Genomic DNA, 14,847 nt, shown 5'->3' on the forward strand with positions numbered 1-14,847 from the left:
GCTTTCCTCAACCCGGACATCCTAGGGAGATTCACATGCGTCTGAAAGTTCTTTCGAGCCTGTTGTTGGCCTGTTGCTTCATCCTGCCCACCGTTTCTTCAACGGCCGCGCAAAACGCCACAGCTCCGGTTCCTGCCGGCCCGGTGGGCGTGAATCATGGAGCGGGCGGCCTGGGCTTTCCCGTCGGCAAGTTCTGCGCCGTGGCGAACTACCGCTACGCCCACAAGGATCAATGGTACCTGCACACCTCCGACGAGGACGGCCTGGACCGGGAAGTGTCCAGCCACAATATCGTCTTCAAGACCCGCTACGGCATCGCCGAGGGCTGGGACGTGCGCACGGCCACGCCATTCATGCTCAACACCATCGAAACCGATGGCCGCAACGACGCCTGGTCCGGTGGCCTGGGCGACACCACGGCCATTCTTCACCAGCAGTTCGCGTCGCAGAAGCAGGGCGCTCCCGTGAACCTGGCCTGGGATCTCGGCGTCCTCGTTCCCACCGGCGAGGTCGGTGCCAACAATATCGGCACCGGCGCATGGGGCGGGCTGGTCGGTTTGGGCGCAACCTGGCTTGTGGGCTCCCACCGCCTTGAAACGGATATGAGCTACGTCATGTTCACCGAGGGTTACAAGGACGTAACCAAGGGCGACCGGCTGCGCGTCAACGGCCATTACGCCTATGCCCTGAACACTCGTCTCGATCTGGGCCTTGAAGGGTATTACGAGTGGACGCAGTCCGACGAGGCCGATGGGGAAGACCTCGAAAACGATGCCAAGACCCTCTACGCTGGTCCCAAGTTCAACCTGAAATTCCCCGAATACGGCGTGACCTTCGGAGGCGCGCTGCTCGGAGCCGCCTACCGGGAATACGAGAAGAAGAGTCTGACCGAGGATTGGCGCACGGAATTCAAGCTGATCAAGATGTTCTGATTATTTTGCAGGCCAAACACGGCAGTTATCTATAACGTTTTAAAATAATACATTATTTTATAATTAAAGGAAGAGTGTTTTTTGTAATGATTGTAAGGAACGCAACAGCGCGGATTTCCGATTCGTGGGAGAGCGTTTCGTAGGTAAGGTAAATCGGAAATATTGCCGGGGCATGCCGGCATCATAGCAGACAACGACAAGGAGTACATCATGGGTCACCCAACAATCTATCCCACCGGCGTAACGGTTTACGATCCCGAAAAGTGCTGGAACGGTCTCACCATTTTTCAGGCCCAGGAAGTTGGCGCCGTGCTCATGGACATGAACGGCCGCGAGCACAATGTCTGGAAGGGCGTACTCGGCATGCCCAACAAGATCTTCCCCGGCGGCTACCTGATGTCCAGCCGCGGCCGTCGCGACGGCAAGTTCAGCGTCCAGGACGGCGTCGACGTGGTCCAGATCGACTGGGAAGGCAAGGTCGTCTGGAAATTCGACCAGAACGAGTTCATTGAGGACCCGGGCTATGAAGGCCGCTGGATGGCGCGTTACCACCACGATTTCCAGCGCGAGGGCAACCCCGTCGGCTACTACGCCCCGGGCATGGAGCCCAAGACCGACTCGGGCAACACCCTGGTCCTGGCCCACCGCAACGCCCGCAATTCGGCCATTTCCGACAAGCTGCTCCTGGACGACCTGATCCTTGAAGTGAACTGGGAAGGCGAGATCGTCTGGGAATGGAACTGCCACGAGCACTTCGAGGAGTTCGGCTTCCGCGAAGGCCCCAAGAACACCCTGTCCCGCAACCCCAACTATCGCCCGACCAAGCCCGAGGGCATGGGCGACTGGATGCACATCAACTCCATGTCCGTCCTCGGGCCCAACAAGTGGTACGACGCGGGCGATCAGCGCTTTCATCCGGACAACATCATCGTCGACGGCCGCGAAGCCAACATCACCTTCATCATCGACAAGAAGAGCGGCAAGGTCGTCTGGAAGCTGGGCCCGGATTACGATTCCACGCCCGAGCTCAAGGCCATCGGCTGGATCATCGGCCAGCACCACTGCCACATGATCCCGGCCGGGCTGCCCGGCGCCGGCAACATCCTCATCTTCGACAACGGCGGATGGGGCGGCTACGACGTGCCCAACCCCGGCGCACCCACGGGCGTGAAGGCCGCCCTGCGCGACTACTCCCGGGTGCTCGAGATCGACCCCGTGGCCATGAAGATCGTCTGGCAGTACACGCCAAGCGAAGCCGGCTTCCTCTTCCCCATGGACAGCAGCCGCTTCTACAGCCCCTTCATCAGCGGCATGCAGCGTCTGCCCAACGGCAACACCCTGATCACCGAAGGCTCCGACGGCCGCGTGTTCGAGGTCACCATGGACCACAAAATCGTGTGGGAATTCATCTCGCCCTACAAGGGCAAGCACGTGCCCATGAACATGACCTACCGCGCCTACCGTGTGCCCTACGAATGGGTTCCGCAGGTCAAGAAGCCCGTCGAGACGCCCATCAAGCCTCTTGATGTAAATACCTTCCGCGTTCCCGGCGCCGCCGCTTTCGGCGACCGCGTCAAGGAAGTCAGCGTGGACGGCTGCGTTCCGTACGGCGGCAGCAACGCCCTGTGCGTGGCCTCCGTGGATGACGACGAGAAATAACACGACCGCGGGAGAGGCTGCCGGCCTCTCCCGCGCCTTTCCGGAGAAAAGACCATGAGCATCACCCTCTACACCGCCCCCGACTGCCTGCGCTGCAAGATCGTCAAGGAATTCCTGGCCGAGCGCGGACACGAGTACACTGCCTTCGACTTCAAAGCCGACAAGGACATCTTCAACACCTATTATCGCGCCAACCGCTCCTCCATCTACCGCAACCCCGAGGGCGTGGAATTTCCCATTTTCGATGACGGCACGGTCATCAGGCAGGGCACGGGCGAGATTCTGGCCTACCTGCTGTCGGGCCGGGTCCTCGAAGCCTGCGTGACGCGCAGCGAGCTGCTGCACGGCTGGATTTCCGGCCTCAACGTTTCGGCCTGTCCCGCCGGGCAGGAGGACAACTTCGTGACCCTGGTGCGGCTGCTGGCCAAGGGCGGCCTGACCGTGGAGCTGCATGCCGACGGACGCCGCGCCGACCTGCTGCAGCGCGTGCTGGACGAAGGGCACGTCAGCCGCATGGTCCTCGACGTGGTCGCGCCTGCCGCTTTGTACCCGGCCATCGCCGGCGGCGAGATCGCCCAGGAAGACCTGAAGCGAAGCATCGCCCTGACCCGCGGGCACAAGGATCACCTGATCCGCCTTGTCGTGTCCGCCTACGCGGGAGAGGGCGGGGCCATGACCCGCGTCACGCCGGTCGAGGTTGCCGAGGCCGCGAAGATGGTCTTCGAGGCCTACGGGGACCGCATGCTGCCCGTGTTCATCGAGGCGCAGCAGGTTCCCGGTCTGGAGAAGCTCGAAGATCAGGCCCTGCTGCCGTACCGCTCCAAGGCTCGCGCGACCCTGGTCAAGGCCGAGATCCGCAAGCCCGAGGCGCATTGATCTTTCCATCCAAGGAGGAATTGACATGTCCGCACTGACCTATCCCGACGACCGCCGTTACCACGCCGAACACCTTTGGGCCAAGGAGGCCGGTGACGGCTCCTTCGTCATCGGCATCACCGATTTCGCCCAGGACCAGTTGGGCGAGGTCATCTTCATCGACCTGCCCGAAGCGGGCGCGCATTTCGCCCAGGGCGTGTCCTGCGCCGAGATCGAGTCGGCCAAGGTCGTGTCCCCGGCCATCATCCCCCTCTCGGGGACCGTGGTGGAAGTGAACGCGGCCCTGAGCGACACGCCCGAACTGGTCAACTCCGACCCGTACGGCGCGGGCTGGCTGGTGCGCATCACGGCCGACGACGCGTCCGAAGCGACCATCACGGCCGCCCAGTACGCCCGGCTCGTATCGGCCTGACCTTTCCCTGTTTCCCTCCCTGTTCCCGGGCCGACTCTGCGGGCCGGTCCGGGAACGATTCCGCAAACCGGGACGCCCTGTCGCCCGGAGTCAATCCACTCACGAGGAGGTTGCCATGTCGCAACGCATCACCATCATCGGCGGCGGCCCCGGCGGGTACACGGCCGCATTCGCCGCGGCCAAGGCCGGGGCGCAGGTCACCCTTGTCGAAGCGGCCCACATGGGCGGGACCTGCCTGAACTGGGGCTGCATCCCGACCAAGACCCTCAAGGCCTCGGCCGAGGCCCTGGAGACGGCCCACCGTCTGGCCGAGTTCGGCATCAGCGGAGGCGGCGAGGCCCGGCCGGACATGCCGGCCATCGTGGCCCGCAAGAACAAGGTTTCGGAGATCCTGCGCGGCGGCCTGGAAAAGACCTGCGCCAAGCTCAAGGTCACGCTGCTGCGCGGCCGGGGCGAGGTCGTGAGCGCGGGCCTGGTGCGCGTGCACGGCGCGGACGGGGCGGTGCAGGAGGTGGCGGGGGACAAGGTCATCATCGCCACGGGGTCGAGCACCCTCAATCTGCCGACCCTGCCCGTGGATCACACGCACATCATCACCAGCGACGACGCCCTGGAACTCAAGACCATCCCGAACCGGATGCTCGTGGTCGGCGGCGGCGTCATCGGCTGCGAGCTGGCCTTCATCTTTCAGGCCCTGGGCTCCAAGGTCACGGTGGTGGAGGGCCTGGACCGCATTTTGCCCGTCCCGTCCATCGACGCGGACCTGAGCAGGCTCATCCAGCGCGAGATGAAGAAGCGCGGCATCGGCTGCGAGCTGGCCCGCACGGCGTCCAAGGCCGAAGTGACGGATGCCGGCGTGCAGGTGACCCTCGGTCCGTCCCCCTTCGTCAAGGATCTTCCCGCGTCCGCGCAGAAGGAGAGTGTGCTGGAGGCCGACGTGGTCCTGGTGGCCGTGGGCCGCGTGCCCAACACCGCAGGCCTGGGCCTGGCCGGGGCCGGGGTGGAGACGGACCAGCGCGGCTGGATCAAGGCCGACGCGAAGCTCGAAACCACCGTGCCGGGCATTTATGCCGTGGGTGACGTGCTGGGGCCCGCACGCATCATGCTGGCCCACGTGGCGGCGGTGGAGGGCATGGTTGCGGTGCGGAACTGTCTGGGCGCCTCCGAGGCCATGGACTACTCCGCGGTACCGGCGGCGGTCTTCACCTCGCCCGAAGTGGCCACGGTGGGCCTGACCGAGGCCCAGGCGCGGGAGAAAGGCTTCAACGTGACCTGCCCCCAGAGCAACTTCCGCGAACTGGGCAAGGCCCAGGCCATGGGCGAACTGGCCGGCGTGTTCAAGCTCGTCGTCGACGCCGACAGCGGCCAGCTGCTGGGCGCGCACCTGGCCGGCGCGCACGTCTCGGACATCATCGCCGAACCGACCCTGGCCTTGCAGCTCGGCGCATCGGCCAAGGACCTGGCCAAGACCATCCACGCCCATCCCACTTTGGCGGAAGGGATCTTCGAAACGGCGCACCTGCTCTAGGCCCCGCGTCATCACTTCCGGGGGCATGCCGATTTGGGCATGCCCCCGGAAATGCATTTTTTCCCTCAAACCGCCAGTGCCGGCTGTCGCGGCCGCTGTCCGGGACAGGACCGGGGCTGGACAAGCGCCTGTTCCGGGGACTATGGCATTGAATCTGCTTAAAAGATATCCCAAGTCCCGAAAACTGGGGAGTTAGGGGGAATCTGTGTATCACTTTGGGTCATCCGTCCGTGTCGGCGGTGTGTCAAAAAGGTGCATCCGGTACACTGCTTCCCCGGGACGGGTTTCCTCTCAACCGGACGGCTCGCCGTTCCTTACCGCAAAGTTGGGTATGCCTATGCAAATCTTTAATCTCGCTGATGCCGACCAGGGCTTCACTGCCGAGGTCGAAGCCCGCAGCCACCAGAATGTCAAGACCTGCTACCAGTGCGGCAACTGTACGGCCGGATGCCCGTACACCTTCGCCTACGACTATTCGGTCAGCCAGATCATGCGTCTGGTCCAGACCGGGCAGAAGGAAGCAGTCCTGAAATGCCGGTCCATCTGGCTGTGCGGCTCGTGCCAGTCCTGCACCACGCGCTGTCCGAACAAGATCGACGTGGCGCTGATCATGGACGTCTGTCGGCACATGGCGCGCGAGGAGGGCTACGCCACGGAGCGTTCCGTGAAGGTCTTCGCCGACTCCTTCCTCGAATCCGTGGAACGCCATGGGCGTGCCTACGAACTGGGTCTCATGGCTTCGTACATGACCCGCTCGGGCCGCGTCTTCACCGATGTCGACCTCGCCCCGCAGGTGCTCATGCGCGGCAAGCTGCCGTTCAAGCCGCACCCGATCCAGGGCCGCGAGCAGGTGGCGCGCATTTTCGAGCGGTTCCGCAAAGGAGGCAAAAATGCTTAAAATCGCGTATTATCCGGGATGCTCCGGGCAGGGGACGTCTCTGGAATACGACACGTCCACCCGCGCCGTGTGCAAGGCCCTGGACGTGGAGCTGGTGGACATCCCGGATTGGAGCTGCTGCGGCTCCACGCCGGCCCACACCGTCAATCACGTTCTCTCCGCCGCCCTGTCGGCCCGCAACCTGGCCCAGGTCGAGTCCATGGGCATGACCAAGGCCACCACACCCTGCCCCAGCTGCCTGACCAACCTGCGCACCGCGTCCCACAAGATGGACGACCCGGAGTTCAAGGACAAGGTCAACGCCCTGCTGGACGTGCCGTGCAGGAATGCCGTGGACACCCAGTCCGTGCTGCAGGTCCTGGCCGAGAACGTCGACCCCGGCCTGATCAAGGGCAAGGTCGTCAAGCCCCTCTCGGGCATCAAGATCGCCTGCTACTACGGCTGCATCATGAACCGTCCGCCCGAGGTCATGAAGTTCGACCACCACGAAAACCCCATGGCCATGGACAACCTCATGGCGCTTCTGGGCGCCGAGGTGGTGCCGTTCCCCCTGAAGGTCGAGTGCTGCGGCGCTTCGTACGGCATTCCCCGCGGGGACATCGTGCACAGGCTGTCCGGCAAGCTCCTGGACGCCGCGCGTGACGTTGGCGCCGACGCCATCGTGACCGCCTGCCCGCTGTGCCAGATGAACCTGGACCTGCGTCAGGGGCAGATCAACGACGCCCTGCGCGAGAATTTCCGGATTCCGGTTTTCTACTACACCCAGCTCCTTGGCTACGCCTTGGGGATCGACCGCGCCGAGCTCGGCTTCGAGAAGCTCTGCGTGGATCCGAGGCTTGCCCTGGGCAGGATCAAACAACCGCAGCAGGCCATGTAGGGAGGGCGCGATGCGAATTGGTGTTTTCATCTGCCATTGCGGCAGCAACATAGCCGGCACCGTGGACTGTCCCTCTGTGGCGGCCACCGCCCTGACCTACCCCGACGTGGTCTTTTCCACGGACACGATGTACGCCTGCTCCGAACCGGGCCAGGACGCCATCATCCAGGCGGTCAAGGACAAGAACCTCGACGGCGTGGTCGTGGCCTCCTGCACCCCGCGCATGCACGAGCAGACCTTCCGCCGCGCCGTGGAGCGCGCCGGTCTGAACCGCTACATGTTCGAGATGGCCAACATCCGCGAGCACGTCTCCTGGATTGGCAAGACCAAGGACCTCAATACCGGCAAGGCCTCCGAACTGGTGCGCATGGCCGTGGAGAAGCTGCGCCGCAACCGGCCGCTCATGGCCAAGCGCTTCGAGACGACCAAGCGCGTGCTGGTCATCGGCGGCGGCGTGGCCGGCATCCAGGCGGCCCTGGACTGCGCCGACGGCGGCCAGGAAGTCGTCCTGATCGAGCGCGAGCAGAGCATCGGCGGCAAGATGGCCAAGCTGGACAAGACCTTCCCCACGGTCGACTGCTCGTCCTGCGTGCTCGGCCCCAAGATGGTCGACATCGCCCAGCACCCCAACATCACCCTCTACACCTGCTCCGAGCTGGAGAGCGTGGGCGGCTACGTCGGCAACTTCCAGGTCACGATTCGCAGGAAGGCCACGTACGTCGACTGGACCAGATGCACGGGCTGCGGCCTGTGCGTCGAGAAGTGCCCCAGCCGCAAGATGCCGGACCCCTTCAACGAGAATCTCTGCAACGCCCCGTCCATCAACATCCCGTTCCCCCAGGCCATCCCCAAGAAAGCGGCCATCAACGCCGCTTCCTGCCTGATGCTGACCAAGGGCAAGTGCGGGCTGTGCGCCAAGGTCTGCCCGGTCAAGTGCATCGACTTCGAGCAGAAGGACGAGCTGGTCAACGTCGACGTGGGCGCCATCGTCGTGGCCACGGGCTACGACCTCTTCGATTGGCACAAGTACCCGCAGTACGGCGAGGGCCGCTACAAGGACGTCATCACGTCCCTGCAGTACGAGCGTCTGCTTTCGGCCTCGGGCCCCACGGGCGGGCACATCAAGCGCCCCTCCGACGGCAAGGAGCCCAAGAACGTGGTCTTCATCCAGTGCGTGGGTTCGCGCGACAAGTCCGTGAACCGTCCGTACTGCTCGGGTTTCTGCTGCATGTACACGGCAAAGCAGGCCATCCTGACCAAGGACCACATTCCGGACTCCCAGTCCTACGTCTTCTACATGGACATCCGTTCCCCCGGTAAGCTGTACGACGAGTTTGTCCGCCGGGCCATGGAAGAGTACGGGGCGCAGTACGTGCGCGGCCGCGTGGCCATGATCTATCCCAAGGGCGACAAGCTCGTCGTGCGCGGCGCCGATACCCTGGCCGGCACGCAGGTCGAGGTCCCGGCCGACCTGGTGGTCCTGGCCGTGGGCGCCGAGTCCGCCAAGGGCGCGGTGCAGCTGGGCGAAAAGCTGCGCGTGGCCCCGGACCAGTACGGCTTCTTCGTCGAGAGCCACCCCAAGTTGAAGCCTGTCGAGACCAACACGGCCGGCGTGTTTCTGGCCGGCGCGTGCCAGGGTCCCAAGGACATCCCGGCCTCGGTCGGACAGGGCAGCGCCGCCGCATCCAAGGTCCTGGGCCTCCTGTCCAAGGCCATGCTGGAGTCCGACCCGGCGGTCTCGCGCGTCAACCCGGGCCGCTGCGTGGGCTGCGGCAAGTGCATCCAGACCTGCCCCTTCGGCGCCATCAAGGCAGTCCAGGACCGCTTCGGCAACCCCAAGGCCGAGGTCATCGACACGGTCTGCCAGGGCTGCGGCATCTGCACGGTGACCTGCCCGCAGGGCGCCATCCAGCTCGAACACTTCACAGATAACCAGATCCTCGCGGAGGTGAATGCCTTATGCCCGCCCAAGATGTTCGCGAACTTCGAATAGTAGGCTTCCTGTGTAACTGGTGCTCCTACGGCGGCGCGGACACGGCGGGAGTGGGGCGGTTCACGCAGCCCACGGACCTGCGCATCATCCGCGTCCCCTGTTCGGGCCGCATCGACCCGCTCTTCATCGTCCGCGCCCTCATGAACGGGGCCGACGGCGTGCTGGTCTCGGGCTGCCATCCGCGCGACTGCCACTACGCCGAGGGCAACTTCTACGCCCGGCGCCGCCTGGAAATGCTCAAGCGCTTCCTGCCCATCACGGGCATCGACGAGCGCCGCTTCGAGTACACCTGGGTCTCGGCTTCGGAAGGGCAGCGCTGGCAGCACGTGGTCACGGAGTTCACCCGCCGCATCCACGAACTCGGCCCCGCGCCGAGCTTCAACCCGAAAAGCGACGTGGACTGGAACGCTCTGGCCGTGAAGGCCAGCCAGGGGCAGGGATGCCCCTGTCACGGTTCGATTCAAGCATAGGAGGACACATGTCCCAATTGGATGATCTCAAGACAGCCATCAAGAGCCAGCTCGGCGAGCTCGAGTGCGTCATCGGCTGGGAGCAGGGCTACGACCCGCTCCACGCCACGCCGCTCTTCATCCGCTCCGAAGCCGATCTGGACCGGCTCATCATAGGCCCCTTGGCCGTGCACAACCTGGCCACCTACCTGACGGGCTTCAAGGGCAAGAAGGTCGGCGTCGTGGTCAAGGGCTGCGACAGCAAGAGCGTCATCGAGTTGATGAACGAAACGCTCATCAACCGCGAAGACGTCGTCATCTTCGGCCTGTGCTGCGACGGCGTGGTCAGTCAGCGCAAGATCCGCGCGGCCCTGCCGGCGGACCCGGGCTTCGTCGAATCCGTGGAGGTCGGCGACGACGCTCTCAAGATCACGGTGGCGGGCCAGTCGGCCACCCTGAAGCTGGCCGACATCCGCGCCGACAAGTGCGCGGTCTGCGACGCCCCCGACGCCATCGTCTCCGACGTCCTGGTAGGCAAGCCCCACACCCCGGCCCCGGCCGCGAGCCTGAAGTGCCAGGAAGAGTTCGAGGCCAGGTCCGACGCCGAGAAGTTCGCCTTCTGGCAGGAGACCATGGGCCGCTGCATCCGCTGCTACGCCTGCCGCAACGCCTGCCCCATGTGCGTCTGCCGCGACTACTGCATCGCGACCAGCCGCGATCCCCTGTGGGTCAGCCAGGAGAACCTGCCGTCCGAGAACATGATGTTCCAGATGATCCACGTGTCCCATCTGGCCGGGCGCTGCACCGAGTGCGGCGAATGCGAGCGGGCCTGTCCCGTGGACATCCCGCTCATGCTCCTGCGGCGCTACATGAACAAGCAGGTCAAGGACGTGTTCCAGCACGAGGCCGGCAAGGCCCTTGATCAGACACCGCCGCTCCTGACCTTCAAGGTCGAGGAAGAGCGCATCAACGAGCGAGGCTGGTAATGGAAAAATTCATCACCAAGGAAAACCTGAACCGCCTGGCCGGGGAACTGGCCGCCACCTGCCGCGTGCTGGCGCCCGTGGCGGACTGCGGCACCGTGACCTTCCGCCGCTTCCAGCCGGGCATGGTCATGGACCTGCACTCCCGCATGGCCGCCGTGTCCCCCAAGGCCGCGACCTTCCCGCAGACCGAGACCCTGCTGGTGGTCAAGCGCGAAATCCCCGAGAAAAAACCGGAGATCGTCGAGACCCTGCCCGAGGGCAAGAACGTGGTCATCGGCTGCCGTCCCTGCGGGGCGCGCGGCAAGCTGATCTTCGACCCGGTCTACGAGACCGACAAGATCAAGGACCCGTACTACCTGCAGCGCCGCCAAAACACGGTCTTCATCTCCCTGGCCTGCGACCGCCCCGAGACGACCTGCTTCTGCCACAGCGTGGGCAGCGGCCCGGCCGACCCGAGCGGCTCCGACGTGCTCCTGACCCTGGTGGGCGAGGGCTACGTGGCCCGCTCCGTCACGCCCGAGGGCGAGGAGATCATGAAGATGGCCCTGTTCACCGACGCCGGCGACAAGGGCAAGGAGGCCGACGCCAAGAACGCCAATGCGCGCGAGCTGATGGGCGAGGCCCACGACTACGCGTCGGCCCCGGCCAAGCTCCTGGCGCGTTTCGATGACATGGACTTCTGGCTGGCCCAGTCGGCCAAGTGCATCTCCTGCGGGGCCTGCACCTACATGTGCCCGACCTGCTACTGCTTCAACATCACGGACGACGACCTGGGCCTCTCCAGCCAGCGCATCCGCACCTGGGACAACTGCATGTCCCACACCTTCACCCTGGAGGGCAGCGGCCACAACCCGCGCTCGACCAAGGCCCATCGTCTGAAGAACCGCGTCGGGCACAAGTTCAGCTACTATCCGGACCTGCACAAGGGCGTCATCGCCTGCTGCGGGTGCGGCCGGTGCATCAAGCAGTGTCCCGCCGGGGTCGATATCCGGCAGATCGTCAACGCCGCACAGGAGTACGCCGAATGAACGCCAATCCCTATCTCCCGGACATGGCCACCATCGTCGAGGTGATCCAGGAGACGCACAACATCAAGACCTTCCGCATCGTGCTCAACAACGAGCAGCGCATGAAGGACTTCACCTTCCGGCCCGGCCAGGTGGGGCAGCTCTCGGTCTTCGGCGTGGGCGAGTCGACCTTCGTCATCAACTCCTCCCCGACCCGCAAGGACTACCTGCAGTTCAGCGTCATGCGCGTCGGCGAGGTGACCACCCGCCTGCACCAGCTGCAGCCCGGCGATCAGATCGGCGTGCGCGCCCCCTTGGGCAACTCCTTCCCCCTCGAAGACCTGAAGGGCAAGAACATCGTCTTCGTGGGCGGCGGCATCGGCATGGCCCCTTTGCGGACCCTGTTCACCTACATGCTCGACAACCGCAAGGATTACAAAGACATCACGCTTCTCTACGGCGCGCGCAGCCCGGCCGACCTGACCTACAAGGCCGAACTGCCCGAGTGGACGAGCCGCAAGGACGTCAACACCGTCCTGACCATCGACAACCCGTCCGAGGGCTGGGAGCACAAGGTCGGGCTCATCCCCAACGTGCTGCTCGAGATCAACCCCAAGCCCAAGAACACCGTGGCCATCACCTGCGGTCCGCCCATCATGATCAAGTTCACCCTGCAGGCTCTCAAGAAACTGGGCTTCGAGGATGAAAACATCATCACAACGCTCGAAAAGCGCATGAAATGCGGCGTGGGCATCTGCGGGCGCTGCAACATCGGCACGAAATACGTGTGCATCGACGGTCCCGTCTTCACCTACGCCCAGCTCAAAGAGCTGCCTTCGGAACTTTAGGAGACTATCATGGCAGGAATATTCAAGGCGACGGACATTCTCCTGGCCGCCCAGGAAGTCGAGACCCGTGGCGAAGTCTTCTACAACCGTTTAGTCGAGACCACCACAGAGCCGAAATTAAAAGACCTGTTCTCCTTCCTGGCCAAGGAAGAGACCAAGCACCGCGAGATCTTCGCCAAGCTCTACGAGCGCGTGGGCGAGGTGGAACTCCCGGCCTGGGCCGAGGAGGACGAGTATGTGGACTACCTGAAGTTCCTGCTCGACTCCCACACCCTGTTCCGCCTGGGCGACGTGGACCATCTGAAGCAGTTCATGGGCACGGCCGAGGAGGCCATTGAGACGGCCATGGGCTTCGAGAAGGACACGATCCTTTTCTTCGTGGAGATGCAGGAGTTCGTGCCCGAAGGGGAAAAGAAATACATCAAGGCCTGCATCGACGAGGAGCGCTCCCACCTGCGCCTCCTGGCGAGCATGCTGCGCAAGTAAGAACGCTTTCTCCTCCTTGCGGGGCCCCCGGGCGAAAGTCCGGGGGCCCTATTTATTTGGTTCTTCGACGTGTAGGCTGACCCGCCGTGCATGGTAGCGTGCGCACGGTGAGGACCCGGCGTATCTGGACAAGGTCGCGGCGATGCGGCCCTGCTAGAATTCGAGCCGGCCCGTGTCGCCGAGGAAGCTCACGGTGGTCTGCCTGCGCCGTCCGCTGTCCACGAGGACCACGGAGTAGCAGCCTTTGGGCAGGACGATGTCGAGGGCCTTGCGGGGTCTGGTTTCGTAGGGGCCGAAACGCTTCGAGGTCTGGTCGTTGGTCAGCACCAGGGTCGTGGGCCTGGCGGTGACGATGGTCAGAATTCCTTCGGCTGGGGTGAGGTTCTTTGGTTCGGCGGGCGCGGGCTGGGTTTGCGTCCCGGCTGTGGCGTTCACGTCGCCGACCGGGGCGTTGGCGGCGGATTCGCGGGCGGGTTCGGATGGCGATGGCGATGCGTGGGATTCCCGGTCATCGGCGTTGACGCTCTGCACGCTGTCGGATGCGTCCGGGGTCTGGTTTTCCGGTTCCAGGACGTCAGCTTCGGCGGGGCCGGCGGTTTTTTCTGCGACCTGCGTCGCTGACGATGGCCGCGTCGTCAGGGGGGGAGTCGCGGTCGGCGCGGCAGGGGCCAGGGCGACCTCAGCGGCCTGCTGTGAGGCGTTGTCCGCGTCCGCCGCGGCCTGGATGGTGACGGGACTGCCCTGGTCGAACAGGCCGGCCTGATAGGCCAGCAGGGCGGAGCCGGCGGCGACGATCAGGCAGGTGGCCGCCACGGCCGCGGTGGACGTGCGGGGCGACGCGAGGGCGGTCGGTTCCTCTGCGTGTCCGTGAGCGTACAGGCGGCCGCATCGTGGGCATTCGTTGGGGAACAGGTGGGCTTCCAGGTCGCTCGGCGTATGCCGGCATTTGCTGCAGGCCGGTCGCTGGGCCGTGGCGCCGAAGAGTCCGTCGTCCATGCCGCCGAGCGCGTCGCGGTGCGTGGCCTCGGGTTCCGTCGTCCCGTCGCGCACGAGGGGCGCGAGCTTGTCGGTGAGCTGCAGGACCTTTTCGCTCGACAACGGGCTTTCGTGTTCGAGGATCATGCGCACGAGGGTCGAGGCCTGGGCGACCATCACGCCGCGCACGAGACGTCCCGTCTCGACGCTTCCCCGGCTGAAGCACAGCACGGGGCAGACCTGCACGGCACCGGAATTCTCCAGGTCCAGACGGCGCAGCAGCGCGCGGGATTGGCGCCAGCTTCTGCCGATGAGGTCCCCCAGGAACGGCCATCCGTTCAGCCGCAGCGATTCGCGGGCCTCCGTGATCCTGCCGATGTTCGATTGGACCGCGATGAGGAAGAAGCCGCCCGGGCCGACAACGGCGTGGTCGATGCGCACGCCGTCGAACTCCAGGCCGTGGAAGACATGGTACCCTTCGGGCAGGAGGCGCAGCGTCCTGGCCACGATGCCGTTGGCGCGGGCCGCGGCGTCGGCTCCCGAGAGACGCAGGGCCAGCGTCAGGCCGAGTTCTTCGAAGCGAAGCAGCAGGAAAACGAAGAAAATAGCGAAGAGCGCCGTGATGACGTAGCCGCCATGCAGAAAGGCATGCAAGCCCGCCGACGCGAGGGCGAAAAGGAAAAGCAGGGGCAGGGCGATGCGCAGAAGGATATCCGTGCGCCCTGCACAGGGAGGGGCGATGCCGTCTCGTCCATGGCTACCGTAGATGTATGCCATCGCGTCCTGGGAAGTCGTGCGTGTTTATGAGTATGACTTGTTTGCTTAAGCATTGGTGGAGGAAAAAAGTCAAGGGAAATGCGTGTCAGACAATTCGCGCCGTTTCGTCATGCCGCATCGTGCATGGCGTGGCTCTGTCGGACA

14 protein-coding genes are annotated in these 14,847 nt (G+C 64.5%); 13 read left to right on the top strand and 1 reads right to left on the bottom strand.

The window, feature by feature from the left end:
- Positions 1–35: 35 nt before the first annotated feature.
- The 13 genes from ACYQ3G_RS07970 (at position 36) to ACYQ3G_RS08030 (ending at position 12,951) form a co-directional block, all read left to right on the top strand.
- Complete coding sequence (locus tag ACYQ3G_RS07970) at positions 36–932, top strand: transporter (RefSeq protein WP_459824536.1); 897 nt, start codon at positions 36–38, stop codon at positions 930–932.
- Positions 933–1,142: 210 nt separating this feature from the next.
- Positions 1,143–2,591: an aryl-sulfate sulfotransferase gene (locus ACYQ3G_RS07975; protein WP_459824538.1), complete on the top strand. Its 1,449-nt coding sequence runs from the start codon at positions 1,143–1,145 to the stop codon at positions 2,589–2,591.
- Positions 2,592–2,645: 54 nt separating this feature from the next.
- A complete protein-coding gene (locus ACYQ3G_RS07980) occupies positions 2,646–3,467 on the top strand; it encodes a thioredoxin domain-containing protein (protein WP_459824540.1) in 822 nt (273 codons plus the stop codon).
- A 25-nt stretch (positions 3,468–3,492) separates the two neighbouring features.
- On the top strand, positions 3,493–3,879 hold the full coding sequence (gcvH, locus tag ACYQ3G_RS07985) for a glycine cleavage system protein GcvH (protein WP_459824543.1): 387 nt from the start codon (positions 3,493–3,495) through the stop codon (positions 3,877–3,879).
- A 115-nt stretch (positions 3,880–3,994) separates the two neighbouring features.
- A complete protein-coding gene (lpdA, locus tag ACYQ3G_RS07990; protein WP_459824546.1) occupies positions 3,995–5,407 on the top strand; it encodes a dihydrolipoyl dehydrogenase in 1,413 nt (470 codons plus the stop codon).
- A gap of 337 nt (positions 5,408–5,744) precedes the next feature.
- Positions 5,745–6,305, top strand: a complete 561-nt coding sequence (locus ACYQ3G_RS07995; protein WP_028577383.1) for a 4Fe-4S dicluster domain-containing protein — start codon at positions 5,745–5,747, stop codon at positions 6,303–6,305.
- Positions 6,298–7,182 (top strand): CoB--CoM heterodisulfide reductase iron-sulfur subunit B family protein, encoded by an 885-nt coding sequence (locus tag ACYQ3G_RS08000; protein ID WP_459824550.1) that lies wholly within the window; start codon positions 6,298–6,300, stop codon positions 7,180–7,182. The genes ACYQ3G_RS07995 and ACYQ3G_RS08000 overlap by 8 nt, the downstream gene beginning before the upstream one ends.
- A gap of 10 nt (positions 7,183–7,192) precedes the next feature.
- On the top strand, positions 7,193–9,175 hold the full coding sequence (locus ACYQ3G_RS08005) for a 4Fe-4S binding protein (RefSeq protein WP_459824553.1): 1,983 nt from the start codon (positions 7,193–7,195) through the stop codon (positions 9,173–9,175).
- Entirely contained in the window at positions 9,142–9,645 is a 504-nt protein-coding gene (locus tag ACYQ3G_RS08010) for a hydrogenase iron-sulfur subunit (protein WP_028577380.1), read from the top strand. The genes ACYQ3G_RS08005 and ACYQ3G_RS08010 overlap by 34 nt, the downstream gene beginning before the upstream one ends.
- An 8-nt stretch (positions 9,646–9,653) precedes the next feature.
- Positions 9,654–10,610 carry a 4Fe-4S dicluster domain-containing protein gene (locus tag ACYQ3G_RS08015; RefSeq protein ID WP_459824556.1) on the top strand — a complete coding sequence of 319 codons (957 nt, stop codon included), beginning with the start codon at positions 9,654–9,656 and terminating at the stop codon, positions 10,608–10,610.
- Complete coding sequence (locus ACYQ3G_RS08020) at positions 10,610–11,638, top strand: 4Fe-4S dicluster domain-containing protein (protein WP_459824559.1); 1,029 nt, start codon at positions 10,610–10,612, stop codon at positions 11,636–11,638. Before ACYQ3G_RS08015 ends, ACYQ3G_RS08020 begins: the two co-directional genes overlap by 1 nt.
- Positions 11,635–12,465: an FAD/NAD(P)-binding protein gene (locus tag ACYQ3G_RS08025; RefSeq protein ID WP_459824562.1), complete on the top strand. Its 831-nt coding sequence runs from the start codon at positions 11,635–11,637 to the stop codon at positions 12,463–12,465. Before ACYQ3G_RS08020 ends, ACYQ3G_RS08025 begins: the two co-directional genes overlap by 4 nt.
- 9 nt (positions 12,466–12,474) lie before the next feature.
- Positions 12,475–12,951, top strand: a complete 477-nt coding sequence (locus ACYQ3G_RS08030; RefSeq protein ID WP_459824565.1) for a ferritin-like domain-containing protein — start codon at positions 12,475–12,477, stop codon at positions 12,949–12,951.
- Between the two features lie 153 nt (positions 12,952–13,104).
- Here ACYQ3G_RS08030 and ACYQ3G_RS08035 read toward each other — a convergent pair whose 3' ends face one another.
- Positions 13,105–14,703 carry a nuclease-related domain-containing protein gene (locus ACYQ3G_RS08035; RefSeq protein WP_459824568.1) on the bottom strand — a complete coding sequence of 533 codons (1,599 nt, stop codon included), beginning with the start codon at positions 14,701–14,703 and terminating at the stop codon, positions 13,105–13,107.
- Positions 14,704–14,847 lie beyond the last annotated feature (144 nt).

The organism is Desulfomicrobium salsuginis (assembly GCF_054657795.1).

Bases quoted from the DNA above. Each gene is read 5' to 3' on its own strand.
- lpdA (WP_459824546.1), top strand. From the start codon at position 3,995: ATGTCGCAACGCATCACCATCATCGGCGGCGGCCCCGGCGGGTACACG.
- ACYQ3G_RS08030 (WP_459824565.1), top strand. From the start codon at position 12,475: ATGGCAGGAATATTCAAGGCGACGGACATTCTCCTGGCCGCCCAGGAA.
- ACYQ3G_RS07975 (WP_459824538.1), top strand. From the start codon at position 1,143: ATGGGTCACCCAACAATCTATCCCACCGGCGTAACGGTTTACGATCCC.
- ACYQ3G_RS07980 (WP_459824540.1), top strand. From the start codon at position 2,646: ATGAGCATCACCCTCTACACCGCCCCCGACTGCCTGCGCTGCAAGATC.
- ACYQ3G_RS07995 (WP_028577383.1), top strand. From the start codon at position 5,745: ATGCAAATCTTTAATCTCGCTGATGCCGACCAGGGCTTCACTGCCGAG.
- ACYQ3G_RS08025 (WP_459824562.1), top strand. From the start codon at position 11,635: ATGAACGCCAATCCCTATCTCCCGGACATGGCCACCATCGTCGAGGTG.
- ACYQ3G_RS08020 (WP_459824559.1), top strand. From the start codon at position 10,610: ATGGAAAAATTCATCACCAAGGAAAACCTGAACCGCCTGGCCGGGGAA.
- gcvH (WP_459824543.1), top strand. From the start codon at position 3,493: ATGTCCGCACTGACCTATCCCGACGACCGCCGTTACCACGCCGAACAC.
- ACYQ3G_RS08000 (WP_459824550.1), top strand. From the start codon at position 6,298: ATGCTTAAAATCGCGTATTATCCGGGATGCTCCGGGCAGGGGACGTCT.
- ACYQ3G_RS08035 (WP_459824568.1), bottom strand. From the start codon at position 14,703: ATGGCATACATCTACGGTAGCCATGGACGAGACGGCATCGCCCCTCCC.
- ACYQ3G_RS07970 (WP_459824536.1), top strand. From the start codon at position 36: ATGCGTCTGAAAGTTCTTTCGAGCCTGTTGTTGGCCTGTTGCTTCATC.
- ACYQ3G_RS08010 (WP_028577380.1), top strand. From the start codon at position 9,142: ATGCCCGCCCAAGATGTTCGCGAACTTCGAATAGTAGGCTTCCTGTGT.
- ACYQ3G_RS08005 (WP_459824553.1), top strand. From the start codon at position 7,193: ATGCGAATTGGTGTTTTCATCTGCCATTGCGGCAGCAACATAGCCGGC.
- ACYQ3G_RS08015 (WP_459824556.1), top strand. From the start codon at position 9,654: ATGTCCCAATTGGATGATCTCAAGACAGCCATCAAGAGCCAGCTCGGC.